The 25,938-nt window shown below is 72.8% G+C and carries 24 protein-coding genes and 1 pseudogene; 14 read left to right on the forward strand and 11 right to left on the reverse strand.

Annotation, left to right across the window (positions count from 1 at the left end; translation table 11 throughout):
* The first annotated feature begins 154 nt into the window (after positions 1-154).
* A complete protein-coding gene (locus ABWI07_RS08675; protein ID WP_149261111.1) occupies positions 155-715 on the forward strand; it encodes a dihydrofolate reductase family protein in 561 nt (186 codons plus the stop codon).
* 54 nt (positions 716-769) lie between these two features.
* On the opposite strand, the gene ABWI07_RS08680 is transcribed toward ABWI07_RS08675, so the two are convergent.
* A complete protein-coding gene (locus ABWI07_RS08680; protein ID WP_149261112.1) occupies positions 770-1,675 on the reverse strand; it encodes a Sco1979 family transcriptional regulator in 906 nt (301 codons plus the stop codon).
* Positions 1,676-2,003: 328 nt separating this feature from the next.
* On the opposite strand from ABWI07_RS08680, the gene ABWI07_RS08685 reads away from it, so the two are divergent.
* Positions 2,004-2,357, forward strand: coding sequence for a YciI family protein (locus ABWI07_RS08685; RefSeq protein WP_149261113.1), 354 nt, complete (start codon positions 2,004-2,006; stop codon positions 2,355-2,357).
* A gap of 88 nt (positions 2,358-2,445) precedes the next feature.
* Entirely contained in the window at positions 2,446-3,750 is a 1,305-nt protein-coding gene (locus tag ABWI07_RS08690) for an RNA polymerase sigma factor (RefSeq protein WP_502912808.1), read from the forward strand.
* Here ABWI07_RS08690 and ABWI07_RS08695 read toward each other — a convergent pair.
* Positions 3,731-4,492, reverse strand: coding sequence for an FAD-dependent monooxygenase (locus ABWI07_RS08695; protein WP_353818140.1), 762 nt, complete (start codon positions 4,490-4,492; stop codon positions 3,731-3,733). The genes ABWI07_RS08690 and ABWI07_RS08695 overlap by 20 nt on opposite strands.
* On the reverse strand, positions 4,489-4,908 hold the full coding sequence (locus ABWI07_RS08700) for an FAD-dependent monooxygenase (protein ID WP_353818141.1): 420 nt from the start codon (positions 4,906-4,908) through the stop codon (positions 4,489-4,491). The genes ABWI07_RS08695 and ABWI07_RS08700 overlap by 4 nt, the downstream gene beginning before the upstream one ends.
* A 208-nt stretch (positions 4,909-5,116) precedes the next feature.
* Between ABWI07_RS08700 and ABWI07_RS08705 the strand changes: the two genes are divergently transcribed.
* Entirely contained in the window at positions 5,117-6,058 is a 942-nt protein-coding gene (locus tag ABWI07_RS08705) for a threonine/serine dehydratase (protein ID WP_353818142.1), read from the forward strand.
* 19 nt (positions 6,059-6,077) lie between these two features.
* On the opposite strand, the gene ABWI07_RS08710 is transcribed toward ABWI07_RS08705, so the two are convergent.
* The gene (locus tag ABWI07_RS08710; RefSeq protein ID WP_149261116.1) at positions 6,078-7,406 is read right to left on the reverse strand and encodes a serine hydrolase domain-containing protein; all 1,329 of its coding nucleotides are present in this window, start codon (positions 7,404-7,406) and stop codon (positions 6,078-6,080) included.
* A 293-nt stretch (positions 7,407-7,699) separates the two neighbouring features.
* Between ABWI07_RS08710 and ABWI07_RS08715 the strand changes: the two genes are divergently transcribed.
* Together ABWI07_RS08715 and ABWI07_RS08720 are read left to right on the forward strand one after the other, a co-directional pair.
* On the forward strand, positions 7,700-8,137 hold the full coding sequence (locus tag ABWI07_RS08715) for an Hsp20/alpha crystallin family protein (protein ID WP_353818143.1): 438 nt from the start codon (positions 7,700-7,702) through the stop codon (positions 8,135-8,137).
* Positions 8,138-8,252: 115 nt separating this feature from the next.
* Positions 8,253-8,573, forward strand: a complete 321-nt coding sequence (locus tag ABWI07_RS08720) for a MerR family transcriptional regulator (RefSeq protein ID WP_149261118.1) — start codon at positions 8,253-8,255, stop codon at positions 8,571-8,573.
* Positions 8,574-8,651: 78 nt separating this feature from the next.
* On the opposite strand, the pseudogene ABWI07_RS08725 reads toward ABWI07_RS08720, so the two are convergent.
* Positions 8,652-9,593: pseudogene (locus ABWI07_RS08725) on the reverse strand (RNA polymerase sigma factor); the annotation flags it as partial.
* A gap of 154 nt (positions 9,594-9,747) precedes the next feature.
* Between ABWI07_RS08725 and ABWI07_RS08730 the strand changes: the two are divergent.
* Positions 9,748-10,386 carry a TetR/AcrR family transcriptional regulator gene (locus ABWI07_RS08730; RefSeq protein ID WP_353818144.1) on the forward strand — a complete coding sequence of 213 codons (639 nt, stop codon included), beginning with the start codon at positions 9,748-9,750 and terminating at the stop codon, positions 10,384-10,386.
* On the opposite strand, the gene ABWI07_RS08735 is transcribed toward ABWI07_RS08730, so the two are convergent.
* The 3 genes from ABWI07_RS08735 to ABWI07_RS08745 all read right to left on the reverse strand — a co-directional run bounded on the left by ABWI07_RS08735 (position 10,383) and on the right by ABWI07_RS08745 (position 15,075).
* Entirely contained in the window at positions 10,383-13,763 is a 3,381-nt protein-coding gene (locus ABWI07_RS08735; protein ID WP_353818145.1) for a pyruvate carboxylase, read from the reverse strand. The two genes, ABWI07_RS08730 and ABWI07_RS08735, sit on opposite strands and share 4 nt — an antisense overlap.
* A gap of 236 nt (positions 13,764-13,999) precedes the next feature.
* Positions 14,000-14,740, reverse strand: a complete 741-nt coding sequence (locus ABWI07_RS08740) for a hypothetical protein (protein ID WP_353818146.1) — start codon at positions 14,738-14,740, stop codon at positions 14,000-14,002.
* Positions 14,737-15,075, reverse strand: coding sequence for a PadR family transcriptional regulator (locus ABWI07_RS08745; protein ID WP_149261121.1), 339 nt, complete (start codon positions 15,073-15,075; stop codon positions 14,737-14,739). The genes ABWI07_RS08740 and ABWI07_RS08745 overlap by 4 nt, the downstream gene beginning before the upstream one ends.
* Positions 15,076-15,413: 338 nt before the next feature.
* Between ABWI07_RS08745 and ABWI07_RS08750 the strand changes: the two genes are divergently transcribed.
* Positions 15,414-15,545, forward strand: a complete 132-nt coding sequence (locus tag ABWI07_RS08750; RefSeq protein WP_268843268.1) for a hypothetical protein — start codon at positions 15,414-15,416, stop codon at positions 15,543-15,545.
* 101 nt (positions 15,546-15,646) lie between these two features.
* On the opposite strand, the gene ABWI07_RS08755 is transcribed toward ABWI07_RS08750, so the two are convergent.
* Positions 15,647-16,285 (reverse strand): TetR/AcrR family transcriptional regulator, encoded by a 639-nt coding sequence (locus ABWI07_RS08755; RefSeq protein ID WP_235037001.1) that lies wholly within the window; start codon positions 16,283-16,285, stop codon positions 15,647-15,649.
* 156 nt (positions 16,286-16,441) lie between these two features.
* On the opposite strand from ABWI07_RS08755, the gene ABWI07_RS08760 reads away from it, so the two are divergent.
* Positions 16,442-18,262 (forward strand): serine/threonine protein kinase, encoded by a 1,821-nt coding sequence (locus ABWI07_RS08760; RefSeq protein ID WP_353818147.1) that lies wholly within the window; start codon positions 16,442-16,444, stop codon positions 18,260-18,262.
* Positions 18,263-18,392: 130 nt separating this feature from the next.
* Here the strand turns inward: ABWI07_RS08760 and ABWI07_RS08765 are convergent, their stop codons facing one another.
* Together ABWI07_RS08765 and ABWI07_RS08770 are read right to left on the reverse strand one after the other, a co-directional pair.
* Positions 18,393-18,647, reverse strand: coding sequence for a DUF397 domain-containing protein (locus tag ABWI07_RS08765; RefSeq protein ID WP_375708342.1), 255 nt, complete (start codon positions 18,645-18,647; stop codon positions 18,393-18,395).
* Positions 18,644-19,510, reverse strand: coding sequence for a Sco1979 family transcriptional regulator (locus tag ABWI07_RS08770; protein ID WP_171069264.1), 867 nt, complete (start codon positions 19,508-19,510; stop codon positions 18,644-18,646). The genes ABWI07_RS08765 and ABWI07_RS08770 overlap by 4 nt, the downstream gene beginning before the upstream one ends.
* 225 nt (positions 19,511-19,735) lie before the next feature.
* On the opposite strand from ABWI07_RS08770, the gene ABWI07_RS08775 reads away from it, so the two are divergent.
* The 5 genes from ABWI07_RS08775 (at position 19,736) to ABWI07_RS08795 (ending at position 25,761) form a co-directional block, all read left to right on the forward strand.
* Complete coding sequence (locus ABWI07_RS08775; RefSeq protein WP_235037003.1) at positions 19,736-20,353, forward strand: ATP-binding protein; 618 nt, start codon at positions 19,736-19,738, stop codon at positions 20,351-20,353.
* A 119-nt stretch (positions 20,354-20,472) separates the two neighbouring features.
* Entirely contained in the window at positions 20,473-20,829 is a 357-nt protein-coding gene (locus ABWI07_RS08780) for an STAS domain-containing protein (RefSeq protein WP_149261123.1), read from the forward strand.
* A gap of 143 nt (positions 20,830-20,972) precedes the next feature.
* On the forward strand, positions 20,973-22,229 hold the full coding sequence (locus tag ABWI07_RS08785; RefSeq protein WP_149261124.1) for a M16 family metallopeptidase: 1,257 nt from the start codon (positions 20,973-20,975) through the stop codon (positions 22,227-22,229).
* Entirely contained in the window at positions 22,226-23,590 is a 1,365-nt protein-coding gene (locus ABWI07_RS08790; protein WP_149261125.1) for a M16 family metallopeptidase, read from the forward strand. The genes ABWI07_RS08785 and ABWI07_RS08790 overlap by 4 nt, the downstream gene beginning before the upstream one ends.
* 467 nt (positions 23,591-24,057) lie before the next feature.
* Positions 24,058-25,761 (forward strand): sporulation protein, encoded by a 1,704-nt coding sequence (locus ABWI07_RS08795; protein WP_149261126.1) that lies wholly within the window; start codon positions 24,058-24,060, stop codon positions 25,759-25,761.
* Positions 25,762-25,938: the final 177 nt, after the last annotated feature.

Here is a 25,938-nt window from a genome sequence, read left to right on the forward strand (position 1 = left end):
GCCCATGACGTCGTCGAGAACGGCCGACGACCCCGCCCTGCTCGAACGCGTCCGGAAGTCCGCCGGAAAGGCGTCGTAAGGATCCGGTAAACGGTCTGCCGCATCGTGGTCCCACCGCGCCGGAAGGCGAACGATCGGACCGACGGAGGAGACCATGCGAAAGATCATCAACTCGACGTACGTGTCGCTCGACGGCGTCATCGAGAACCCGCAGAACTGGACCTCGGCCTACTTCCAGGACGAGGCCGCCGCCTACGCCAGGGAGCTGCTGTTCTCCTGCGGCGCCTTGCTGATGGGCCGCAAGACGTTCGACGGCTTCTCGCAGGCCTGGCCGGCCATGGAGGAGGCCACCGGCGACTTCGGCGTCCGGATGAACACGCTGCCCCACTACGTCGTGTCCGACTCCCTGCGCAAACCGGGCTGGGGCGACACGACGGCGATCCCGCGGGCGGCGGCGGTCTCCGAGATCACCAAGCTGAAGGAGCAGGACGGCCAGGACATCCTGCAGTACGGCTTCGGCCCGGTCGCTCGGACGCTCGTCGAGAACGGCCTGCTGGACGAGCTGCGCCTGTGGATCCACCCGGTGCTCGTCGGGCCGGGGAGCACCGACGAGCTGCTCAACGCCGCCGACTTCTCGGCCACGTTCGAGCTGTCCGACACCAAGGTCTTCAAGACCGGCGTCATCGTCGCCACCTACGTCCCCACCGCGCAGTAGGGCGGTAGTGCCGCAGGGCGGGGCAGGTCGCCGGAGGGCCCGGCGAGGCCGGTGCTAGCCGAGCCGGGCCAGGGCGGCCCGGAGGAGCGCGGGGGTGCAGGACGGGGGCTCGGCCTGGACGCTGACGCGGTTCAGGACGTCGCGGTACCGGGCGATGTCGGACGCACGGTCCGGGTAGAGGGCGCAGGTGAGGTGCTCCAGGTACACCACGTCGGGCAGCTCGGGCTCGGCGAACCGCAGGAGCGTCATCGGGCCGCCCTCGGCAGCGTGCCCGCCCGAGGCGAACGGGAGGATCTGCACGGTGATGTTCGGCAGGTCAGCCATCTCGATCAGGTGCCTCAGCTGGGCGCGCATCGTGGCGGGGCCGCCGGCCGTGCGGAGCAGCACCGCCTCGTCCAGCACCGCCCACAGCCGCAGCGGGTCCGGGCGCTCGAACACGCGGCGGCGGCGCATCCGCAGCTCGACCCGCCGTTCGATCTCCTCGGGCCCCGCCTCCGGGTGGCGGGCCGCGAGGACGGCGCGGGCGTAGTCGCCGGTCTGCAGGAGCTCCGGGACGTCCTGGGCCTCGTACACGCGCAGGAGCACGGCGCCCTGCTCCAGGCCCAGGTAGGGCTCGAACCAGGACGGGACCACGTCGCCGAACCCCTGCCACCAGCCCGGCACCCCGGCCTGCTCGGCCAGTTCCAGCAGCGGCTCGCGCAGCGACGGGTCGGTCACGCCGTAGAGGGTCAGCAGGTCGGCGACGTCGCGCTCCTTGAAGCCGACCCGGCCGTGCTCCATCCGGCTGATCTTGGAGTGCGAGCCGCGGATCTCGTACCCGGCGGCCTCGGTGGAGATGCCGGCGGCCTCCCGGTAGCGGCGCAGCTGCGCGCCGACCAGTATCCGCAGCACCGTCGGGCCCACCGCCCGGTGCTCCTGGGCGACGCGGGCCCGGTCGGCGGGCGGCTCAGTGGCGCTCATGACGCCTCGCACCTCGCCCCCGGTCGGACGGCCCGCCGGTCACCGGCGACGGAACTCCCATGGGACGCCCTCCTCGACGCGCAAGAAGCTTTCCACCGGATGAAGCTACTCGTTGGAGACTCACTTGCCCACTGGTCCGGAATGTCCTACTTGATGGACATCTCGGGCAAGTCGCGAGATCTTCCCGACCGGAGCGCTGTGACCTGGCACGATACGGGGCAGAAAAAAATCTGAAGATTCCTGGCCCGGGATGTCGATCCGGTCACACCTTCTTCGACGCGTTCGTGACAGGCCGGGAGGGACCGGCCGGTGAGCAGAGGAGACGAAGATGCGGTTCCTGATGATGACGACGGACGACGGCTCCGCGAACGCCGCGCCGCCGGACGAGAAGATGCAGACGGAGATGGGCAAGTTCATCGAGGAGATGGCCCGGGCCGGAGTGCTGCTCGCGACGGGCGGCCTGGAGCCCGGCGGCACCCGCATCAAGTCGTCCGGCGGCAAGGTCACCGTCCTCGACGGCCCGTTCGCCGAGGCGAAGGAGACGGTCGTCGGTTTCGCGCTCATCGAGGCGAGCAGCCGCGAGGAGGCGATCGAGCTGTCCAAGCGGTTCTGGCAGATCGTCGGCGACGGCGAGGGCGTCATCCAGCAGGTGTTCGGACCGGAGGACCTCCCCAGCGCGTGAGCCCGTCGCGTCCGGCGGGCGTCCGGTCAGGCCGGTCAGCGCCCGCCGAGCTTGCGCGGCGGCCCGAGCGGGTGCTCTCATCGGCAGCGTGACGGCATCGGACGAGCCCGGGGCGCGGGAGGCGCCCGCGCGCGGCACCGGCGTGCACGCGACCATCGACGCGGTGTGGCGGCTGGAGGCCGCGCGGATCATCGCCGGTCTCGCCCGCATGGTGCACGACATCGGGCTCGCCGAGGAACTCGCGCAGGACGCGCTGGTCGCCGCGCTCGAACAGTGGCCGGAGTCAGGCGTCCCGGACAACCCGGGCGCCTGGCTCATGGCCGTGGGCAAGCGCCGCGCCATCGACCGGATCCGGCGGCTGCGGCGCCTCGAGGACAAGATCGAGGAGCTGGGCCGCGACCTGGGGTCCCACGGGCCGGCCGAGGAGTTCGACGTCCCGGACGACGACCGCATCGAGGACGACGTCCTCCGGCTGGTCTTCACCGCCTGCCACCCGGTGCTGTCCGCGCAGGCGCGGGTCGCGCTGACGCTGCGCATGCTCGGCGGCCTCACCACCGAGGAGATCGCGCACGCCTTCCTCGTCCCCGAGGCGACCATGGCGCAGCGGATCGTCCGGGCGAAGCGGACGCTGTCGGAGGCGGGCGTCCCGTTCGAGGTCCCCGAGGGGCCCGACCGCGCCGCCCGGCTGGCGTCCGTGCTGGAGGTCGTCTACCTCGTCTTCAACGAGGGGTACGCCGCCAGCGCCGGCGACGCGTGGGTGCGGACGGACCTGTGCCGCGAGGCGCTGCGCCTCGGCCGGATCCTCGCGGAGCTGGCCCCCGGCGAGCCCGAGGTGCACGGGCTCGCCGCGCTCATGGAGATCCAGGCGTCCCGGACCCGGGCGCGCACCGGACCGTCCGGGGAGCCCGTCCCGCTGCTGGAGCAGGACCGCGCCCGGTGGGACCGGCTCCTCATCCACCGCGGGTTCGCGGCGCTGCTGCGCGCGAAGAAGATCGGCGAACCGCCCGGCCCCTACGTCCTGCAGGCCGCGATCGCCGCCTGCCACGCGCAGGCCCTCACCGCCGAGGAGACGGACTGGGCGCAGATCGCTTCCCTCTACGAGATCCTCTCCCGCGTCGCCCCGTCCCCCGTCGTGGAGCTGAACCGGGCCGTGGCGGTCGGCATGGCGCACGGCCCCGAGAAGGGCCTGGAGCTCGCCGACGCGCTCGTGGACGAGCCCGCCCTGCGCGGCTACCACCTGCTGCCGAGCGTCCGCGGCGACCTGCTCGCCCGCCTCGGCCGGCTGGAGGAGGCGCGGGTCCAGTTCGAGCGCGCCGCGGAGCTGACCCGCAACGCGCCCGAACGCAGGGTCCTGCTGGACCGCGCCGCCTCGCTCAGTAGTCCCGCACGGTGAACGAGCCGACGATCTCGCCGAAGTCCTGGAAGTCGATCGCCTCGGTTCCGGCACCCGCCCCGGCGCCGGTCTCGGCGTTCCGCTGCGCCTCCACCCGCGCCTTGTTGGTCAGCGCCAGCTCCTGGTTGGCGGCGACGTAGCCGCGCAGCTCCTTCTCGTAGCCCGCGAACGCGGCGCGGTGGTCGCCGCCCGCCGCCTTCAGCTCCCCGGCCAGGACGTACGCGCCGACCATGGCCATGCTGGTGCCCTGCCCCGACAGCGGCGACCCGCAGTAGCCCGCGTCCCCGAGCAGGACGACCCGCCCCTTCGACCAGGAGTCCATGCGGATCTGCGCCATCGAGTCGAAGTGGAAGTCCGGGGCGTCCCACATCGCCTCCAGCAGCTCGGGCAGCACCCAGCCGCCGCCGGCCAGCGCGTCCGCCATGATCTTCTTCTGCGCGGCGCTGTCGCGGTGGTCGTACTCGATCGGCCGTTCGGACTCGAACCCCAGGTAGACGCGGACCTCCTCGTTGCCGCGGACGCTCATCACGCCGCCGCCCCAGCTGCTGCCCGGCATCTGGTGGAACACCTGCCAGCGGTCGAGGCCGAGGAAGTTCGGGGCGGTCCACACCGCCAGGTAGGTGCCGAGGTGGGTGAGGTAGTCCCGCTCCGGGCCGAAGACGAGCCGCCGCGTGGTGGAGTGCGCGCCGTCCGCGCCGACGACCAGGTCGAACGTGCGGATCGTCCCGCTCTGGAAGATCACCCGGACGCCGCCGTCCTCCTGCTCCAGCCCGGCGATCGAGTCGCCGTACAGGTACTCTCGACGCCGTCGCCGGCCGCGTCCACCAGGATCCGGGACAGGTCGTCGCGCAGGATCTCCACGTCGGGGCTGCCCAGGTCGCCGCCGGTGATCGTGTGCTCCTCGCTGCGGTACAGCTCCTCGCCGTCCCCGTCCACCATGGACATGCCGCGCATCTCGACGCGCCGCTCGCGGATCCGGTCGAGGACGCCCATGCGCTCGGCGACCTCCAGGGCCGGTCCGCGCACGTCGACCGCCTGCCCGCCAGGACGCGGTCCGGGCGCCACCTCCACGACCGTCACGCCGAACCCGTACCGCCTCAGCCAGTACGCCAGCGCAGGGCCGGCGATGCTCGCACCCGAGATGAGGACGTTCTTCATGGGGACCTCCCTGTCCGGCGGGACGTGTTTCCCGCGCCGGTGAAGAGGCTCGCCGCGAGCGCTGACCAACCCCGCACCGGAGGCTGACCGGCGTGCGGCACGCCCGTCAGGGGCCCTCGCCGGGATGATGGTCGGAGGCCCGGCTGGTCTGATCGCTTGTCATGTCCCAAACTTGTGTTGGCTGCTGATGCCTCGGAGAGGAAACCCGGTGATCGATCACTCAGACGTCCAGGCCGCGGCGAGGCGTGTCGCGGGCCGCGTCCGCCGCACGCCGATGATCGAGGTCGAGCCGGACCCGCTCGCGCCCGCCGGGCGGATGTGGCTGAAGCTCGAACTGACCCAGCACACCGGGTCGTTCAAGGCGCGCGGCGCGTTCAACCACATCCTGGCCGCGCGCGAGGAGGGGCGGCTGCCGGAGACCGGCGTCGTCGCGGCCTCCGGCGGCAACGCGGGGCTCGCCTTCGCGTACGCGGCGGCGCGGGCGGGCGTCCCGGCCGAGGTGTACGTGCCGGAGACGGCGCCCGCGGTGAAGGTCGCGCGGCTGCGGGCCCTCGGCGCCGCGGTCGTCCAGGTCGGCACCCGGTACGCCGAGGCGCAGGAGGCCGCGACCAAGCGCGCCGCCGACACCGGCGCGCTGTTCTGCCACGCCTACGACCTGCCGGAGGTGTGCGCGGGCCAGGGCACGCTCGGCGCGGAGGTGCTGGAGCAGACCGGCGGCGAGGTCGACACCGTCCTGCTCGCGATCGGCGGCGGAGGGCTCATGGCGGGCGTCGCCACCGCCCTCGAGGGCAGGGCGCGCGTCATCGGCGTCGAGCCCGTGACGATCCCGACCCTGGAGCGCGCCCTGCACGCGGGACGCCCCGTCGACGTGGAGGTGTCGGGGATCGCAGCCGACTCCCTCGGCGCGACCCGGCTCGGTGAGATCGCGTTCGCGGTCGCGTCCCGCACCGGGGTGCGTCCCGTCCTCGTGACCGACGAGGCGATCATCGAGGCGCGCCGGTTCGTCTGGGAGGAGTACCGGCTGGTCGTCGAGCACGGCACGGCGACCGCCGTGGCCGCGCTCCGGAGCGGCGCCTACCGCCCGGCGCCCGGGGAGCGCGTCGTGGTCGTCCTGTGCGGCGCGAACACCGACCCGTCCGACCTCGCCTGACCTCCCCCGAGGGCCGCCCTCACCCGGCGGCGCGGAGGGCCTGGAGCGGCAGCAGCCGCACCTCCGCCGCGGGCCCGGCCGCGGCGGTCGCGGGGCGGCTGCCGCACAGGGCCTCCACCACGTGCGCGGCCAGCGCGTTGTCGATCGGGTGCGGGACGGGCGCGCCGCCGGCGCTGAGCTGCTGGTACTTCATGAGGTTGATGGCGACCGAGATCTGCCGCTCGCCGCCGGCGGACGTCAGCGACTGGGTACCGGCGCCGAAGACAGCGCCGTCGTGGCCCCAGAACGTCCCGCACGGGAGGTCGAGCGAGTAGAGCCCGAGGCCGTAGTTCATCAGGACGTTGCCGTCCGCGTCCTTCACCGGGACGGTCCGCCGCATCTGCGCCAGGGCGCCGGGCCCGATGAGGCCGCCGGTGAGGAGCCGGCGGTAGAAGCGGTTGAGGTCGTCCATGGTGGAGACCAGCGCCCCCGCCGTCCCGGCCCAGCTCATGTCGTAGGTGCTGTAGTCGCGCGGCGGCGTCACATGCTGGTACAGCGACTCGTACATCCGCGAGTGCGGCCCCGCGATCCAGGGCGTGGACGGGAAGTAGGTGTGCTTCAGCCCGGCCTTCCGGATGACGTTGCGGGTGATGTACTCCTCCGCCTTGGCGCCGGTCACCTTCTCCAGGAGCTCCCCGGCGATGACGTAGTTGGTGTTGGAGTACGACCAGCGCTCGCCGGGCTCGCCCGTGCGCGGCGCCTTCAGCCCCCATGCGATGAGCTGCGCGGGCCTGACGCGGCGGAACCTTCCGTCGTCCAGGCTGTCGGGCGACAGGTCACGCAGGGAGGGGAACGCCGCGGGGACGTGGTCGCCGATCCCGCTGGTGTGGCCGAGCAGCATCCGCACCGTGGTCTGGTCGCCGAGGCGCCCCGGGACGACGCCGGGCAGGTAGCGGGCGATCGGGGCGTCGAGGTCGACGCGGCCCCGCTCGACCTGCTGGAGGATCGCGGTGGCGACGAACGACTTGGTGACGCTGCCGACCCGGTGCCGCATGTCCGGAGTGACCGGGCGCTCCGTGCGGACGTCCGCGACGCCGGCCGCGCCCTTCCACTCCGTGCGGCCGTCGCGGGCCTCGGAGAACAGCCCGTACATGCCGGCGTCGCGCGTGGCGTCCAGGGTGGCCCGCAGCTTGGCGGGATCGAACGGCACGGTGGACGGCGGCGCCGCGACGACCGCCGCCGGGCCCGCGTCCGGTCCGGCCGCCGTCGCCGCGACCTGGGCCGTCGTCAACATCAGGACGAGTGCCGCGCCCGCGGCCGCGCCCCGTGCGACGCCGCGTCCCGCCAGCCGTCCCAGCCCTCTGGCCATCGTCCCCGTCTCTCCGCGCCGCCGCGCCCCCGCAGGGGCCCCTTCTAGATCATCCACTCTCTCATCCCGACGGTGGAAACCAGGGCCAGAGCCACCAAAACGGGTCGGTCCCGCCACCTCCTCCTGCCCCCCCGTCCGACCGCCCGCGCAAGGAGGCGCGCGGCGGTCGCCGGACCACCGTCTTGACACCGGCTTCCAAGTTACCTATACCTGGAGTTGCAGATTTCCTCTTGTACGAGGAACAGGTAATCGGCGCGCATCCAGGCGCCGAGGGTCTTCGGAGGTGATGGTCAATGTTGCTGACGTCGATCGACCCGTTCGTGCAGGAGTTCGAGCGCCAGTTCGACCGGGCGGTCCGCCAGGCCGCCGGCCAGGGCGGCGCCGGCATGCCGATGGACGGCATCCGCCGCGCCGACGACGTCCTTCTGCGCTTCGACCTGCCGGGGGTCGACCCCGGCTCCATCGAGGTCACGGTCGACCGCGGCGTGCTCTCGGTGACCGCGCGCCGCGAGGAGGAGTTCGGCGAGGACGAGCGCGTCTTCGTCCGCGAGCGCACCATGGGCTCCTTCACGCGCCGGGTCTACCTGTCGGAGCACCTGGACGCGGAGGCGATCGAGGCCGCGTACGACAACGGCGTCCTCGCCGTCCGCATCCCGGTTCTGGAGCGGGCGCGGCCGCGCAAGGTCGCCGTCCAGCAGTCCGGCGACGGCCAGAAGGCGATCAGGAGCTGACCCGCGGCATCCGGACGGCCCCGGTCCGCGCGGCCATCGAGGCGCCGCGCGGGCCGGGGCCGTCCGTCCTGCCCGGCCGTCCGCCGGGACGGCATCGGCGACAAGGAGGCCCCCCATGAACCTGCCGATCGACGACGAGCACGCCGCGCTGTTCACGGTGGGACAGGTCGCGCAGATGCTGGACGTGCAGCAGGCGTTCCTGCGCCGCATCGACGACCACAGGGTCGTCTCCCCCCGGCGCTCCGCCGGCGGCCAGCGCCGCTACAGCCGCCACGAGATCGGCCGCATCCAGGAGGTCGTGTCGATGATGGGCGAGGGCATGACGCTGCCCGCAATCCGGCGCATCTTCGAACTCCAGCACGAGGTGGCCGAGCTGACCCGGGAGCGCGACGAACTCGCCCGGCGGCTGGCCGGAGGCTCGGGACCCGCGACCTGACGCCCGCGGGCGGGCACGCCGGAGGAGGGCCGCGGCCCTCCTCCGGCGGAGCCGGCGCCTCCGTGAGAGCGCCGGCGGTCAGCTCAGCAGGTCGGCGAGGGTCTCGCGGCGGGACGGGTGGCGCAGCTTGTGCATGCCCTTGGACTCGATCTGCCGGATGCGCTCGCGCGTCACCCCGTAGACCTTGCCGACCTCCTCCAGGGTCTTGGGCTCGCCGCCCGACAGTCCGAACCGCAGCGAGATGACCCCGGCCTCGCGCTCGGTGAGCGTCTCCAGGACGGCGTCGAGCCGCCCGCGCAGCATCGAGGACGCGACGACGTCGGCGGGGTCTCCGCCCTCGGGGTCCTCGATGACGTCGGCGAGCTCGCCGTCGCCGTCCTCGCCGAGCGGGGTGTGCAGGGACAGCGGCTCGCGGGCCTGGCGCCGCAGCCACTCGACCTTCTCAGGGGTCACGTCCAGCTCGACGGCCAGCTCGTGCGAGGTCGGCTCGCGGCCGAGGTCCTGCATCATCCGCCGCCGGACCCGCGTCATCCGGTTGAGCACCTCGACGACGTGCACGGGGATGCGGATGGTGCGGCTCTGGTCGGCCAGCGCGCGGCTGATCGCCTGCTTGATCCACCAGACGGCGTAGGTGGAGAACTTCAGGCCGCGGCGGTACTCGAACTTCTCCACGGCGCGGATCAGCCCGAGGTTGCCCTCCTGCACGAGGTCGTTCAGCGGGAGGCCGTGGCCCATGTAGCGCTTGGCGAGCGACACGACGAGGCGCAGGTTCGCCTCGACCATGTGCTCCTTGGCGCGGGCCCCGTCGGCGGCGATCCACTCCAGGTCCTGCTTGTCCTGGAGGCTCAGCTCGTCGCCCAGGGTCCTGAGGCGCTCTCGTGCGAACAGGCCGGCCTCGATGCGCTTGGCCAGGTCGACCTCCTGCTCGGCGGTGAGCAGCGCGGTGCGCCCGATGCGGGACAGGTAGTCCTTCATCGGGTCGACGAGGTTCACGGTGGAGCGGGAGGATGCGCTCGGCGCGTGGCTGGCGTTCAGGGCTGTGTCCTTTACGTCCGGCGGCCGGGAGGGAACGGTCACCCGGTCTCGGTACCCGTCCGGCCCGTCGGCCAAACTTAGAGCCGACCTAAATATATGCCTAGCACGAACTTAGGTCGGACTATGAGAGGATGGCCGCATGGGACTGCGGGAGATGAAGAAGCAGCAGACGCGCCAGAACATCTCGAACCAGGCGACCCGGCTGTTCCTGCGGCACGGCTTCGACCGGGTGACGATCGCCGACGTCGCGGCGGCGGCGCAGGTGGCGAAGATGACGGTCACCAACTACTTCCCCCGCAAGGAGGACCTGGCCCTCGACCTGCACGAGGTGTTCGTGGCCCTGCCCGCGCGCACGGTCGCCGAGCGGGCCCCCGGCGAGTCGGCGCTGGCCGCGCTGCGCCGCGCCTTCCTGGCGGCCGTCGAGCGGCACGACGCCGTGATCGGCTTCTCCGGCCCCGACTTCGCCCGCATGATCACCGAGAGCCCGGCGCTGGTGGCGCGGCTCCGCGAGTTCCACGAGGAGCGCGAGGACGCCCTCGCCGCCGTCCTCGCCGAGGAGACCGGCGCGGCCCCGGACGACGTCCTCCCCCGCCTCGCCGCCGCGCAGTTCATCGGCGTCCACCGCGTGCTGTTCCAGGAGGTCCTGCGCCGCAGCGTCGAGGGCGAGACCCGCGAAGAGATCGAGGCGGCCCTCGCGGAGTCCGCGAGGACCGCCTTCGACCTGCTGGAACCGTCCCTGGGCGCCTACGCGACCCGCCCGGGGCGAGCGGAGCCTTAGGCGCCGTCCTGGATGACCAGGAGGAGGTCGCCGGCCTGGACGGGCGTCGCCTCCGGGACGGCCAGGCGGGCGACCGTGCCCGCGACCGGGGCGGTGATCGCGGCCTCCATCTTCATGGCCTCGATCGTGGCGACCACGTCTCCCGCGGCGACCTCGTCCCCCTTGGCCACCCGCAGCGTCACCGAGCCGTCGAACGGGGCGGCGACGTGGCCGGGCTCGCCGGGGTCGGCGCGCTCGACCGGCGGCGCGTCCGACTTGACGGACTTGTCGCGGACGGAGAGCGTCCGGAGCTGGCCGTTCACCGTGCAGATGACCTGCCGGACGCCCGCCTCGTCGACGTCGCCGACGGCCTCCAGGCCGGCCAGGACGCGGACGCCGGGTTCGAGGTCGAACGACACCTCGTGCCCCGCGCGGAGCCCGTAGAGGAACGGGCCGGTCGGCAGGACCGAGAGGTCGCCGTAGGCGGCGCGGGCTTCGCGGTAGTCCTTCGCCGGACCGGGGAAGAGCAGGCGGTCGAGCGTGTCGCGGACCTCTGGGCCCGCCAATGCCTTCTCTTCGGCGCCGTCCAGTTCGGCCCGTGCGGGCGTGTACTGGCGTCCTGCGAGGGCCTTGGTGCGGAAGGGCTCGGGCCAGCCGCCGGGCGGGTCGCCCAGTTCGCCGTTCAGGAACCCGATGACGCTGTCGGGGATGTCGTAGCGGTCCGGGTTCTCGGCGAAGTCGTCCGGGTCGGCGCCCGCCGCGACGAGGTGCAGGGCCAGGTCGCCCACGACCTTGCTGGACGGGGTGACCTTCACGAGCCGTCCGAGGATGGCGTCCGCGGCCGCGTAGAGGCGCTCGATCTCCTCGAAGCGGTCGCCGAGGCCGAGAGCGACGGCCTGCTGCCGCAGGTTGGACAGCTGCCCGCCCGGGATCTCGTGCCGGTAGACGCGCCCGGTCGGCGACGGCAGCCCCATCTCGAACGGCGCGTAGAGCTTCCGGACGGCCTCCCAGTACGGCTCCATGACGGTCAGCGCGTCCAGGTCGATCCCGGTGGCGTGCTCGGTGAAGTCGGTCGCGGCCACGATCGCCTGGAGCGGCGGCTGGCTCGTGGTGCCCGACAGCGGCGCGGCGGCGCCGTCCACGGCGTCGACGCCCGCTTCGATGGCGGCGATGTAGGTGCCGATCTGCCCGCCGGCGGTGTCGTGGGTGTGCAGGTGGACCGGCAGGTCGAACCGCTCGCGGAGCGCCTTGACGAGCGTGCGCGCGGCGGGCGCCCGGAGCAGGCCGGCCATGTCCTTGATGCAGAGGATGTGGACCCCCGCCTGGACGAGTTCCTCCGCCAGGCGCAGGTAGTAGTCGAGCGTGTAGAGCCGCTCGTCCGGGGAGGACAGGTCGCCGGTGTAGCAGAGGGTGCCCTCCACCAGCGCGTGGGTCTGGAGGGCGGCGTCGATGGCCGGGCGCATACGCTCGACGTCGTTCAGGGCGTCGAACACGCGGAAGATGTCGACTCCCGTACTGGCCGCCTCCTTGACGAAGGCCCGAGCCACCGAGTCGGGGTACGGCGTGTAGCCGACCGTGTTGCGGCCGCGCAGGAGCATCTGGATGCACAGGTTGGGCGCGGCCTCGCGGATCGCGGCCAGCCTGTCCCAGGGCGACTCGCCCAAGAACCGGAGCGCGACGTCGTACGTGGCCCCGCCCCATGCCTCGATGGAGAGGAGCTGCGGCGTCATCCGGGCCAGGTAGGGCGCGGCCGCCAGCAGGTCATAGGTGCGTACTCGCGTGGCGAGCAGCGACTGGTGCGCGTCGCGGAACGTCGTGTCGGTGACGGCCAGGGCGTTCTGGTTGCGGAGTCGCTCGGCGAACGCGCGCGCGCCGAGCGCCAGCAGCCGGTCGCGCGAACCCTCCGGGAACGGGCCGTCGAGGTCCAGCGGCGGCAGCTTCGTCGCCGGGTCGAGGTCGGTGGGCGCGTCGCCGTGCGGCCTGTTGACCGTGACGTCCGCCAGGTACCGGACGAGCCGCGTCGCGCGGTCGCCGCTGGAGCGGGCCGTGAGCAGCTCGGGGTGGTCGGCGATGTAGGACGTGGTGACGCCGCCCGCGCGGAAGTCGGGCTCGTCCAGCAGCGCCTGGAGGAACGGGATGTTGGACGCGACGCCCCGGATGCGGAACTCGGCGACGGCCCGGCGCGCCCGGCGCACCGCGTCCTCGAACGTCCGGCCGCGGCACGTCAGCTTCACCAGCAGCGAGTCGAAGTGCGGGGACACGATCGCGCCGCCGTAGGCCGTCCCGGTGTCGAGCCGCACCCCGGCGCCGCCCGGCGACCGGTACGCCGAGATCTTGCCGGTGTCGGGGCGGAAGCCGTTCGCCGGGTCCTCGGTGGTGATGCGGCACTGCACGGCGAACCCGCTCACGCTGACCTCGTCCTGCGCGATGCCGAGGTCGGCGAGCGTCTCGCCGCCCGCGATGCGCAGCTGGCTCTGCACCAGGTCGACGCCCGTGACCTCCTCGGTGACGGTGTGCTCCACCTGGATGCGGGGGTTCATCTCGATGAAGACGTGCTCGCCGCGGGCGTCCACGAGGAACTCGACCGTTCCCGCGTTCTCGTAGCCGATCTCTTGGGCGAACTTCACGGCGTCCTCGCAGAGCCGCTGCGTCACCTCTGGGTCCAGCCTGGGCGCGGGCGCGATCTCGACGACCTTCTGGTGGCGGCGCTGCACCGAGCAGTCGCGCTCGCGCAGGTGGACGATGTGCCCGGCGCCGTCCGCGAGGACCTGCACCTCGATGTGGCGGGGCCGGTCCACCGCCTGCTCCAGGAACACCGTGGGGTCGCCGAACGCGCTCTCGGCCTCGCGGCGCGCCGTGTCCACGGCGGCCTCCAGCTCCTCGCGGTGGTCGACGCGGCGCAGCCCGCGCCCGCCGCCGCCCGCCGCGGCCTTGACGAACAGCGGGAACCCGACCTCGTCGGCCGCCTCCAGCTCCCGTCCCGGCTCGGGCGTCGCCGAGCGCAGCACCGGCAGGCCCGCGCGCCGCGCCGCCGCGACCGCCTCGATCTTGTTGCCCGCCAGGCTCAGCACCCGGGACGGCGGGCCGACGAACTTGATCCCGTTGCGCTCGCAGGCCGCCGCGAGCTCGGGGCTCTCCGACAGGAACCCGTAGCCGGGGTAGACGGCGTCGGCGCCCACCCGCAGCGCCGTCTCCACGATCCCGTCCACGTCCAGGTAGGCGCGGACGGGGTGCCCGTGCTCCCCGATCTCGTACGCCTCGTCCGCCTTCTGCCGGTGCAGGGACAGGCGGTCCTCGTGCGCGTACACGGCGACGCTGGCGATGCCGAGTTCGTAGGCCGCGCGGAAGGCGCGGACGGCGATCTCGCCACGGTTGGCGACGAGCAGCTTTCTGATCACGTGTGTCTCCCAGGAGAGGCTCGGGGCGCGTCCGGCCGCGCCCGGCGGTCTCCTGGACTCCACGCTGAGCCGCTCATGGCGGGGGCGACCCGCGGGCGAGCCGAATCCTGGGATACCTACCCAGTTGAGCGGTTCGGATGGCCGCCTCGGGAGAACAAAGTGACGGATGATGCGCTTCGTGAAAAGGGAGGAAAGTTTCGCCCACCGGGGCGCGTGCACCCCGTCGCGGGCCTTCCTCAGGAGGCGCGACGGCGGCGGTCGAGCCAGACGCGGGCCGCGACCAGGGCCATGACGATCAGTGCGCCGACGAGGAAGCCGGTGAGGAAGCCGGTGTGCGAGTCGTCCGGGGCGAGGACGATCCAGGCGACGCAGACGGCGGCCAGGAAGGCGCCGTAGCAGGCGATGAAGACATAGAAGCGCCTGCTCCAGAAGTTGCGGCCGGACGGCGTCACCGAGACCTCGCGGAGTTCCGCCTCCGGGCCGAGAATGGCCGCCTTGGGCCGCTTGAAGTACTCGAAGCAGATCCAGGTGCCGCAGGGCTCCCAGCCGTCAGGCGCGAGACGGTCGACGACGGCCTTGCGGCGCCCCGGCAGAACGGTCTCGCGGTGGTACTCCCAGCGCTGCGGGTCGTCCGGGGCGCGGTGGCTCACGAAGCGGCCCGTGCTGTCGACCCTTTCCACCTCCCAGCCCTCGTCGCCGTAGCGGTTGAGGACCTCACGCTCATGGAAGGCGTCGGCCCTCCACTTCCACGTTTCGCCCTCGTCCGGCGGGACGGGGCCGCCGCGGACGTCGACCGGCGCCTCGTCCGGGGCGACCTGGGGGGCGAACTCTTCGGGCGTGCCGAACTCCTGCACCGGGTCGGTGCCGGCCTCGGCCACGAACGCGGCGAGGTCGTCGACGGTGCGGGAGACCTCATCCTCGGGGAGGCCGCGGGCGCGCAGCCGTTCCGCCAGTTCGTCGAAGTATGGGTTGTTCATCGGCCGGCTCCCTGGGTGAGCATCTTCCGCACGGACTCGTCGAACTCGAGCCACAGGCCGCTCTGCTCGGCGAGCGTCGCGCGGCCTTCGTCTGTGAGGTGGTAGTAGCGGCGGCCGGGGCCGCGGTCGGCGGCGCGGAACTCCGCGGACACCAGCCCGGCCTCTTCCAGGCGGTTGAGGACCGGGTACAGAGTGCCGCCCTTGATCTGCCCGAGGCCCGCGCCGGCGAGCGTCTTGGCGATCTCGTAGCCGTAGCTCTCGCCGCCGGTGAGGCTCGCGAGGACCAGCAGGTCGAGGACGCCCTTGAGCCAGCTCGCGCGGCGATCGGCGGGCACGCCGGTCACCCTCCGGAGCGGGCGGGCTGGCGGCCGTGCCGAGCCGCCGCGGACGGGATCTCCAAGGTCGTCTCCCCTGACTGGTTTGTCCTGTGAGCTAAACCGTATGGCAATCTAGTTAGGAATACAACCTAGGTAGGTGACACGAGTCCGGGGTGCCGGGGCCGCATCCGGACACCGCTAAACGGAACGATCACTCGGAATAGCCGGAAGGATCTTGCGGTTGCAACTACCGTGCGAGATCCCGCCAGCCGGGTAGCACCCATGTCCACGACCCATGGAGGTGAACCGTGCCGAGCAGCATTCCCCGCACCCGTTCCACCGGTGAACGCAAACACGTGAAGACGACGTCTCTGCGCGCCCTCGCGGTCGCAGCGCAACTCGAACGCAACCACGCCCCGGAGGGCCCACCGGGCAAGGCGGAAGGCCGGGTGGACTCCCGCCGCCGGCGGACGCCCGACCCGGCCTGACACACCCGAACGCCCGGCCGCACCTCCGGTCCGGCATGAGAAGGCCCCCGCACCCGCGGGGGCCTTCGCGTTCGTCGGGCCGGCTTTCTCCGGCCCGACCGCTAGGTGCGGGCCATGTCGAAGAACTTGTGGACGGTGGCGCGGGTGCGCTCCGTCCCCACGCTCTCCACCATCGCGGTCAGGTGCTCCGCGCCGAGGACGGCCAGCAGCGCGTGCGCGGCGGCCTCGCCGTCCGGGACGGCGTCACCGCACTGGTCGAGCAGGATCGTCAGGTGGCGGTGCCAGAAGCCGTAGGCGCCGATCCGGTACCTGGCCCCCGGCGAAGCGGTCTCGGACATGCGCACCAGCGCCAGATGGTCGAGCGCGTAGTCCAGGTAGGCGTCGGCGAAGGCGTGCAGACGCTCGGACGGCGCTACGGCCGTGCCGCCCTCACCCGGCCCCAGAGGAGCGGGACCGGACAGGATCGCGTCCTGGAGCTCGCGCTCGCGTTCGTTCAGGAGCGCCACGGCGAGGCCCGCCTTGTCGCCGAATCTGCGGAAGAGCGTGCCCTTGCCGACGCCCGCCTCGGCGGCGACGGCGTCCATCGAGACCGCCTCGACACCGTGCCGGGCGAAGAGCGCCGCGGCGGCGTCCAGCACCTTCGCGCGGTTGCGCGCGGCGTCGGCGCGCTCCTTGGGCGGCGGCGTCCGCATCAGTTCCAGGTCGACGCGCCTCGCACCGGCCGGGCGACGGTCCATCATCGCCTCCTCCCCCGTGAATACAACCGGACTATAGTCCAATTATACGGTCGCGACCACCGGCGCTAGATCATCCGCTTTGCCGACCGCATACCATCGTTGGGCCCTAGTCTTGCGGAACGGTCCTGGGGCGCGGTGTGACAACGGGGAGCGAGTGGTGTGACGGACAGGACGATGCCGGATGCCCATCCACTGCGGTCGGGAGACCCGGTCGAGCTGGGCGGATACGAGATCGTGGGCCGCCTCGGCGAGGGCGGGCAGGGCGCGGTCTTCCTGGGGCGTCCGCGGGGCGGGGAGGGCGCGCCCCGCGCCGCCGACCACGTCGCGATCAAGCTGCTGCACGGCGGGCTCGCCGGGGACGAGTCCGCCCGCGCGCGCTTCGTCCGCGAGCTGGAGGTCGCCAAGCGCGTCGCGCGCTTCTGCACCGCGCAGGTCCTGGACGCCGACGTCGCGGGCGACCAGCCCTACATCGTCAGCGAGTACGTGCCCGGCCTGTCGCTGCACCACGTCGTGCGGACGGAGGGCCCGCGGACGGGCGGCGCCCTGGAGCGGCTCGCGGTGAGCACCCTGACCGCGCTCACGGCGATCCACCAGGCCGGCATCGTGCACCGCGACTTCAAGCCGCACAACGTCATGATGGGCCCGGACGGGCCCCGCGTCATCGACTTCGGCGTGGCGCGCGCGCTGGGCGCCGCGGGCGAGACGCAGAACGTCGGCACTCCCGCCTACATGGCCCCTGAGCACTTCACCGGCGGCGAGGTGGGCCCCGCGGCCGACATGTTCGCCTGGGGAACGACGATGGCGTTCGCCGCCACGGGACGTCCCGCGTTCGGCAACGACGAGATGGCCACGGTCATGCACCGGATCCTCACCGGCGAGCCGGATCTGGGCGACCTGCCGAGCCCGATGCGCGAACTCGTCCTCGCGTGCCTGGCCAAGGAGCCCGCGCAGCGGCCGACCGCCCGCGAGGCCCAGGAGCGGCTGGTCGGCGCGGCCAGCGGCACGTCCTCGGCCGGGTCCGCCGTGCCGCCGCTGCCGGCCTTCCCCGGGCTTCCCGCCGAGATCCCCAGCCCGCAGTACGCGTCCGCGCCGCCCAACTCGACGGACCCGCACGCCGCCCCGTCCGTCATGGCCGGTGCGCTGCTGCCGCCCGACCACGTCACGGACCCCTCCGGTGTCCGGCACAGGACGGCTCCGCAGCCGCATCCCTTCGGCGAGGCGACACCGCCGTCGAACGGCCACGGCGCTCCCGGAACGCCGCCGCCGGTTCCGCCCGGCCCGCCCGGCGGCCCCGGGTCGAACGGCAGGGGGCGCGGACGGCTCCTCGTGCCGATCGCCGCGGCGGTGGCGGTCGCGGCGGTCATCGCGGGCGGCGCCGCATGGGCCACGACAAGGCCCGACGGCGACAAGGGGCAGTCCGTATCGGCGTCCGACCGGAACCAGGGCGCACAGGGCGACTCCGGGTCCGCGAACGGTGCCGGTGGTGACGCCCAGAGCCCGACGAAGACGAAACCCGGGCAGCCGAAGCCCGGCCAGAGCGGCAACCCTGCGAACCCGAACGCGTCCACGAAACCGGGTTCGCCGAGGCAGCCCGGTGGCGCGACCCCCACGAGGGGCACCGGCGGTGGCGGCTCGACGCCCACCAAGGAGCCGCCGAACAAGTACACCCCGCAGGCCGCGTGCAACAGCGGCGGCAAGGGAAGCGGGTACTACGTGCTGCGCTCCATGAGCGTGTCCGGCGGCGTCGCCTACCTGCTGTACAGCAACTCGTCCACCTACAACTGCGCCGTCACCATCAAGTCGACGCACGTCGGCACCAAGTCGCCGGTGTCCGCCTGGATCCAGAAGAAGGGCGGCGGCGTCATCGCCGACAGCGGCTCCTTCGCCTGGTACGCGGGACCGGTGTACGTGAAGGCGCCCGGGACCTGCGTCCGCTTCGGCGGGAACGGCCGTACCGCTCCCTACGGCAACTGCGGCTGACGTTCAGGCCCGCAGGGTCCCCTCGCCTCGGAGATGAACAAGGCCACCCTCGCGCCTGGGTGGCCTCTGTAGCGTGCGGGCGGTCGGGTCGACGGTCGGCTGCGCCGGTGCCGACCCGGCCACTCTCGGTTCAGTTGTGGGAGGCGATGAGATGGTCGAAGTCGCCGTCCTTGGCACCAAGGATCAACGCTTCTATCTCGGGGCGGGTGTAGATGAGGGCCGGGCCCTCGGGATGGCGGGAGTTGCGCATCGCGACCTGCCCACCGGGCAGTTCGGCGATTTCCACACAGTTCCCCTGGGAGTTGCTTCGCCGGGACTTGAGCCATCGCGCTCCGAGGAGCTCGGCGGCCGGCATCCCGTTGTCGTAATCGGTCTGGAGCATCATGTCTCTCTGAGAAGATCACCGAGAAGCTCGACGGTGCGCTCCGGGGTCGCACTGTCGACACACAGGCGTTCCATCGCCTGGAGATAGGTGTCGACATCGTCGCGCTTGTCCAGGTACATCGCGCCGGTGAGGTTCTCGACGTAAACCACGTCCGGCAGATCCTGCTCGGGAAAGCGCAGGATCGTGAAGGCGCCCCCCTCGGCCGCGTGGCCTCCGAACCTGAACGGCATGATCTGGATGGTGACGTTGGGCAGTTTCGACATCTCGATGAGGTGCTCGAACTGGCCCCGCATCACCTCAGGTCCGCCGATGGGGCGCCGCAGCGCCCCCTCGTCCACCACGGCCCACAGGCGCGGCGCGTCCGGGCCCGTGAGGCGCTCCTGACGTTGCAGGCGCAGTTCCACTCGCTGGTCGATCTCGTGTTCGGCGGCCCCGGCGTTGCCCAGGCGGATCACCGCACGCGCGTACCCCTCCGACTGCAGCAGTCCCGGGACGAACTGCAGTTCATACGTGCGGATCAGCGCCGCCGACTCCTCCAGGCCCACATAGGTCTGGAACCAGCCGGGCAACACGTCGTTGTACCGGTGCCACCAACCGGGGGTGTTGGCCTCCCGCGCAAGCTGTAGCAGCGCCTCGCGTTCCGTCTTGTCGCTGACGCCGTACAACGTGAGCAGGTCGTCCACGTCTCGCTCTTTGAAGCTGACCCTGCCGAGCTCGAGGCGGCTGATCTTCGACTCCGACGCACGGATGACGTAGCCGGCGTCCTGACGGGTCACGCCCTTCTGCTCGCGCAGACGGCGAAGCTGCGACCCGAGCAGGATCCGACGGACCGTCGACCCGCTTCCCGGCGTCTCTGGAGTCACGCCCAACCTCCCGGCTATTCGGCGGACAGCGAACCTAGTGTGCCACTGGCCTCAGCGTCCTGCGGTTACCTCCGATCTTCCGCGCGCATCCGCGTCGCCCCGCACCCTCACAACGCGGATGCACGTGCATTGGGCCTTGCATTCGCACGCTACGATGCGCAGGATAACGCACGAGACTTCCGAGCCACGGCTGCACAACGAGATCACTCTGCGGGGTCCGGTGGAATGACGTCACGCCACGCGCACGACGACACGCGGTGGGAGCTCGGCCCTCTCGCGGGGCCGGACGACCCACAGGCCCACGCTGGGCGCTCGACGGAGGTCCCGGAGTCCTTCGACCTGCCGCCCCGCCTGGACAAGGCCGTCACGGCGCTGACGGAACTGCGGGGGTCCACGGTCTCGTTCACCGTGCAGCCTGATCCGGAATCGGTCACCGAGGCCCGGCACTTCGCCATCTCCAGGCTGGCCGAGTGGAGCCTGTCCGAGCTCTCCGACGACGTCGGCCTCGTCGTCTCCGAACTCGTCACGAACGCGCTGCGGCACAGCGGCGGGACGGCCGGCGGGTGGCCGGGCGACGACGTGCACCGCGAGGGCGTGTACGACGACCCGGCCGACCCGCTCGGCTCCGCGCCGTCCGCCATCCGGCTGCGGCTCGGGCACGAGGCGCCGTGGCTGCTCTGCGGGATCATGGACGCGAGCCGGTCGGCCCCCCGCCGCAAGGAACCCGACTACATCGCCGAGACCGGCCGCGGCCTGCATCTCGTCGAGTCGTTCAGCGTCCGGTGGGGGTGGCGGGCCCTCCCCCATGGGAAGGTCGTTTGGGCCCTCTTCCGGTCCCCTTGACGAGCGCGACCGGATCGGCGGGCGTAACGGCTCGCGACCGGGGTAACAATTGAGTTCCCCCTGCGAGGGCCTAGAACTTCTCTAGGGCTTGACAAGACGCGGGACAGAGAGGAGCACCGGTGGACTTCGCCGTCGAGCATCGCGTCGAGAAGGGCCTCACGGTCGTGAAGATCAGCGGTGAGATCGACGTCTTCACCAGCCCCCGGCTGCGCGAGGCCCTGCTCGACATCATCGACAACGGCGGCGCGCACCTGGTCATCGACCTCGGCGAGGTGACCTTCCTGGACTCCACGGGGCTCGGTGTGCTCGTCGGCATCTACCACCGGCTCCGCGCGCGGGACGGCTCGATGTCGTTCATGGGCGTCAACGACCGGGTGCGGCGCGTCTTCCACGTCACCCAGCTCACCAAGATCTTCGTCCTGCACCGCTCCCTGGAGGACGCCATCGCGGCCCACGAGGCCGCCGCGTCGTCCTGAAGCTCCGCACGGTTATCCACAGTTTCCGTCGGCGCGCCCCGCGTCGGGCGCACCCGGTACGGTGAGACCGAGATCAAGCCCGCCGCCTGGGGTCCCCCCGACGCGCGGTGCTGTCCGGCCCATCGAACGGACGGGAGCCCTCCGTGGCAGAACAGCCGCTGCATGAGCACACGCTCGGCAATGGCCTGCGCGTGGTGGTCTGCGAAGACCACGTCGTACCTCTGGCCGCCGTGAACATCTGGTACGGGGTGGGCTCGCGGCACGAGCGGGCCGGCCGCACCGGGCTCGCCCACCTCTTCGAGCACCTGATGTTCCAGGGCTCGGCGAACGTGGCCGAGGGCGAGCACGCCGCACTGCTGGAGAGCGCCGGCGCCGCGTTCAACGCCAGCACGTCCTTCGAGCGCACGAACTACTACGAGACGGTGCCGGTCAGCCACCTGGAGCTCGCGCTCTGGCTGGAGGCCGACCGCATGGGCACGCTCCCCGCCGCGCTGACCCAGGCCAACCTCGACAACCAGCGCGACGTGGTGAAGAACGAGCGGCGCCAGCGCTACGACAACCAGCCCTACGGAACGGCCTTCGAGCGGCTGTGCGCGCTGACGTTCCCGGAGAGCCACCCCTACGCGCACACCCCGATCGGCTCCATGGAGGACCTGGACGCCACCACCCTCGACGACTGCACCGACTTCTTCGCCACCTGGTACGCGCCGGGCAACGCCGTCCTGTCCGTCGTGGGCGACGTCGACCCCGCGAAGACCCTGGAGGCCGTCGAGCGTTACTTCGGCGGCATCCCGGCCGGTCCGGCCAGGCCCGCCGCGCGCCCCGGCGAGCTCGGGCCGCTGAGCGGCGTCCGCGGCGAGTCGCTCGACGAGGAGGTCCCCTCCCCCGCCTACTTCGCGATGTTCACGCTGCCCACCGACGGCGGCGACGACATCGAGGCCGCCGAGCTCGCGGTCGAGATCCTCGGCGGCGGCTCCGGCTCCCGCCTCTACGACCGGATGGTGCGGCGCGACCAGATCGCCACCGAGGTGTGGGCCGGGGTCACGCGGCTCGCGTCCGGCCCGTCCCTGGCGATCGTGGACGCCGTCGGCCCCGAGCCCGAGAAGATCGCCGCCGTGCTGGACGAGGAGCTCGAACGCTTCGCCGCGCAGGGCCCCGACGACGACGAGACCGCCCGCGCCACCGCCCAGGCCGAGCGCGGCTTCCTGGAGCAGACCGAGACGGTGACGGGCCTCGCCAACGCGCTGTCGCAGAACGCGACGCAGTTCGGCGACCCGGCCCGGGTCTTCACCGCCCCCGGCCGCGCCGCCGCGGTCACCGGAGACGCGATCAAGGAGATGGCCGGCCGCTGGCTGGCCCCGGGCGCCCGCACCGCCCTGACCTACGGAGGCACCTCGTGAGCAGCGGCCTTGCACTGCAGCCCCGTCCCGTCCCCGGGCCCGTCCCGGCCTGGACGTTCCCGGCCGGCACGGCGGGCCGCGTCCCGGCGGGCCCGGCCACGCTCCGCTGCGACCTGCCCGGGCGCCGGCTCGCCGCGGTCCGCCTCGTCCTGCACGCGGGAGCGGGCCGCGAGCCGGCCGGCCTGGACGGCGTCGCCACGCTGGCCTCCCGCGCCCTGCTGGAGGGCACCGAGCCCGGCGGCGGCACCGCGCTGACCGCCGCGTTCGAGCGGCTCGGCGCCAGCCTCTACGCGCACGCCGACCTGACCGCGCTCCGCGTCGCCCTCGACGTCCCGACCTCCCGCCTCGGCGATGCCCTGGAGCTGTTCTCCTCGGTGGTGCGGCGCCCGGCGCTCGACGACGCCGACGTGCGCCGCCTCGTCCGCGAGCGCCTGGAAGAGATCGCCCAGGACGACGCCGACCCCGGCACCCGCGCCATGCGCGAACTGCGCTCGGTCATCTTCCCGGCGCAGGCCAGGGCCTCCCGCCCGACGGGCGGCGGCCGCGAGTCGGTCGGCGCGCTGCAGGGCTCGCACGTCCGCGACTTCTACGGTTCCGTGGTCCCCGCGGAGGCGACCGCGGTCGTCGCCGGCGACCTGTCCGGCACCGACGCCGAAGGCGCCCTCACCGCCGCCCTGGAGGGCTGGGCGGGGACGGGCGGGCCGCTCCCGACCGCCGACCGGATCATGCCCGAGTCCGCGGCCCGGATCGTCGTCGTCGACCGGCCCGGCTCCGTGCAGACCTACCTCAGCTTCGGGCACGGCGTCCCCGACCGCTCCCACCACGACTGGCCGTCCCTGATGGTCGCCTCGCACGTCCTCGGCGGCGGGCTCACGTCCCGCCTCAACGCGGTCCTGCGCGAGGAGAAGGGCTACACCTACGGCATGCGCGCCGGCCTGCTCCGGATGCGGCACTGCGGCCTGTTCATCGCCCAGGGCGCCGTCCACACCGAGGTCACCGCCGACGCCGTCGCCGACGCGCTGACGGAGCTGCGCGGCGTCGTGTCCCGCGGCATCGACGCCGAGGAGCACGGCTCGTCCGTCCGCGCCCTCGCCGACCGCGCCCCGGCCGAGTACGAGACGGCCCGCGCCGTGGCCGCCGAGCTGGCCGACGTGTCCGCCAACGGCCTGGGCGCCGACTACCCGAGCGCCTACCTGGCCGCGGTGCGCGCCTCCACCCCCGACGGGGTGGCCCGCGCCTACCGCAAGCACATCGACCCCGAGGCCCTCACCGTCATCGCCGTAGGCGACGCCGCCCAGATCCGCGAACCCCTGGAGAAGCTCGGCTACGCCACTGTGACCGTCACCCCCAAGGAGGACTGACCCCACGCGCGCGCCGATGGGGTGTCGGCGCGGGCGGTGAGGTAGCGGTCGAGGACGACTTTGCCGAGATGGCCGGTGGAGCCGGTGATGGAGGTTCCTGGCGGCGTAGTCGTCCAGGAGGAACCGGACGTCGGCGACGGAGAGGTACTGGAGGTCGTCGGCACCCCAGGCTTTCTGCTCGCCCGGCACGTGGTGAGGGCGGCCACGACGGCCGCGCTGGGTGCCTGCCCCTGCGCGCCCGGGCCGGGGCCGCGAAGGGCGAGGACGTGCGCGGCGACCTCACCGGAGACGCCGGGCGCACCGCTCGGGGCCGATGGGCGGTTGGGACGGGAAAATCCGGGTTGGCGCCGGAGCGGGTGAACCGGTGGCATGGTTGAGGGTGTCTAAGGTGCTGTGCGCGCGGTCCGGGCCGCGCGTGCGGTGTGCGCGGGGCATGTCGCCTCGCGGGCGGGAGAGGGGAACGGCCGGTGTCCTACGGGCAGATGGCGGGCGGCGGGCCGTCCGTCGACACGATCCTGGCTGAGCCGAACTGCAAGCCCGGCGGGGTCGTGGCGGGCAAGGTGCATCTGCGCGGCGGGGCCGGACCCGCGGAGATCCGGCAGGTGACGCTGGCGCTGATGCCGCGCATGCAGCACCACGGGGGCGAGACGGCGGGGCCCGAGGTCTACCGGGGCGCCCTCACCAGGGGGTTCCGGCTGGACGCGGGCGGGCAGCGCGACCTGGCGTTCTCCATCCCGCTGCCGTACGAGCTGCCGTTCACGACCGTCCTCGGCCACGAGCTTCCCGGCTTCACCATCGGGATGTGCACCGAGATCGACGTCGCGGGGCAGCCCGACCCCGGCGACATCGACCCGATCTCGGTGGAGCCGCTGGAGTCCCAGCAGTGGGTGCTCGCCTCGATCGCCCGGCTCGGCTTCCAGATCACGAACGTGACGTTCGAGTCGTCCAAGCTGCGGGGCGTCTCCCAGCAGCTGCCGTTCCACCAGGAGATCCACCTCAACCCGCCGCAGTCCTTCCAGGGACGGATCGACAAGGTCGGGCTGAGCTTCGTCGCCAGCCCGCGCGCCATGGCCTTCGTGCTGCGCGCCGAGGACCGCGACACCCCGCAGGACGAGTCGTTCGGGGTCTTCCAGGTGGCGCACGGCGAGGCGGCCGAGACCGACTGGAACGCCAAGATCAGCCAGTGGCTGGAGGCCGCGGCCGCGCTGCCGCGGTCGTCCCGGCCAGGCTCGTCGGCCCAGGGCGGCGCCATGCAGCAGGCACCGCTGCCGCCGCCCGGCGGGCCCTCGACGTTCCCGCCGCCCCCGCCGTCCCCGGCACAGCCCGCGGCGTCCTACGGCGGGCCAGGCGAATACGGATCGCACGGCAACGCCCAGTTCCCGCCTCCGGCACCGGCGCCCGGGCAGCAACCGGCACCGATGGCCGGTTCCGGTTACGCACCGAGCCCGTCTGCCATGCCCCCGGCACCCGGACACGGCTTCCCCCCGCCCGCGCATTCCCCAATGCCCGGCCACGGAATGCCATCCCACGCCGCACCTCCGGTCCCCCATGGCGCACCGCCCCCCGGAGCTCCGCCGCACGGCGCACCGGCACACGGGGCACCGCCGCACGGGGCGCCGCCGCCTCCCGCGCCACCACACGGAATGCCGTCACAGGGGGCGCCGCCGCACGGAATGCCTTCCCACGGGACGCCGTCCCATGGGGCACCGCCTCCGGCACCGCCGGGGCCCGCGCCGTACCCGCCGCCGGCGCACGGCGGGCCGCCGCCGCCCGCGCCGCCCGGCCCCGCGCCGTACCCGGCCCACGGGCAGCCGCCGCCGGTGCACGTCCATCACGCTCCGCCCGGCTACCACGGGCATCGCCACCTCGGTCACGGCGCCGCCGCGGCCGGCCTGGTCGGCGGCGCCGCCGCGGCCGGGATCGCCGGCGGCATGGCCTTCGGCGCCGTGGACGCGGCCGGCTACGCGCAGAACGTCGCGGGCTACGTCGCCGGCGCCCCCGTGGACGCCTTCGGCAACGCCCTCGCCGGGTACGCGGGCAACGTCGCCGGCAACATGATCGCGGACGCGGCCGGCGGCGTGGCCGGAGACATCGCGGGCGACGTGGCAGGCGAACTGGCCGGCGGCGCCGCCGAAATCCTAGGCGGCCTCCTAGGCGGCCTCTTCGGCTGACCGCGAGCAATTCCGACGCGGCGGTGTGGGCTGGTCCCGCGTGATGGGGGCCAGGGGCGGGTCTCCAAAACTCGCCATGGTCCGGGTGTCGAGAATGTGGTGTCGGCTCCGTCCCAGGTACACCAGCGGCCAGGATTGGCCGCGCGACGGTGAAGGAGAACCACTATGGCGATTCAG

Origin of the sequence: Actinomadura sp. NPDC000600 (assembly GCF_040492135.1) — a bacterium.
Classification (GTDB): Bacteria; Actinomycetota; Actinomycetes; order Streptosporangiales; family Streptosporangiaceae; genus Spirillospora.

Excerpts from the sequence above, each read along its gene's own strand:
- ABWI07_RS08675 (WP_149261111.1), top strand. The coding sequence starts at position 155 with ATGCGAAAGATCATCAACTCGACGTACGTGTCGCTCGACGGCGTCATC.
- ABWI07_RS08680 (WP_149261112.1), bottom strand. The coding sequence starts at position 1,675 with ATGAGCGCCACTGAGCCGCCCGCCGACCGGGCCCGCGTCGCCCAGGAG.
- ABWI07_RS08685 (WP_149261113.1), top strand. The coding sequence starts at position 2,004 with ATGCGGTTCCTGATGATGACGACGGACGACGGCTCCGCGAACGCCGCG.
- ABWI07_RS08700 (WP_353818141.1), bottom strand. The coding sequence starts at position 4,908 with ATGAAGAACGTCCTCATCTCGGGTGCGAGCATCGCCGGCCCTGCGCTG.
- ABWI07_RS08710 (WP_149261116.1), bottom strand. The coding sequence starts at position 7,406 with ATGGCCAGAGGGCTGGGACGGCTGGCGGGACGCGGCGTCGCACGGGGC.
- ABWI07_RS08715 (WP_353818143.1), top strand. The coding sequence starts at position 7,700 with ATGTTGCTGACGTCGATCGACCCGTTCGTGCAGGAGTTCGAGCGCCAG.
- ABWI07_RS08720 (WP_149261118.1), top strand. The coding sequence starts at position 8,253 with ATGAACCTGCCGATCGACGACGAGCACGCCGCGCTGTTCACGGTGGGA.
- ABWI07_RS08730 (WP_353818144.1), top strand. The coding sequence starts at position 9,748 with ATGGGACTGCGGGAGATGAAGAAGCAGCAGACGCGCCAGAACATCTCG.
- ABWI07_RS08740 (WP_353818146.1), bottom strand. The coding sequence starts at position 14,740 with ATGAACAACCCATACTTCGACGAACTGGCGGAACGGCTGCGCGCCCGC.
- ABWI07_RS08755 (WP_235037001.1), bottom strand. The coding sequence starts at position 16,285 with ATGATGGACCGTCGCCCGGCCGGTGCGAGGCGCGTCGACCTGGAACTG.
- ABWI07_RS08765 (WP_375708342.1), bottom strand. The coding sequence starts at position 18,647 with ATGATGCTCCAGACCGATTACGACAACGGGATGCCGGCCGCCGAGCTC.
- ABWI07_RS08775 (WP_235037003.1), top strand. The coding sequence starts at position 19,736 with ATGACGTCACGCCACGCGCACGACGACACGCGGTGGGAGCTCGGCCCT.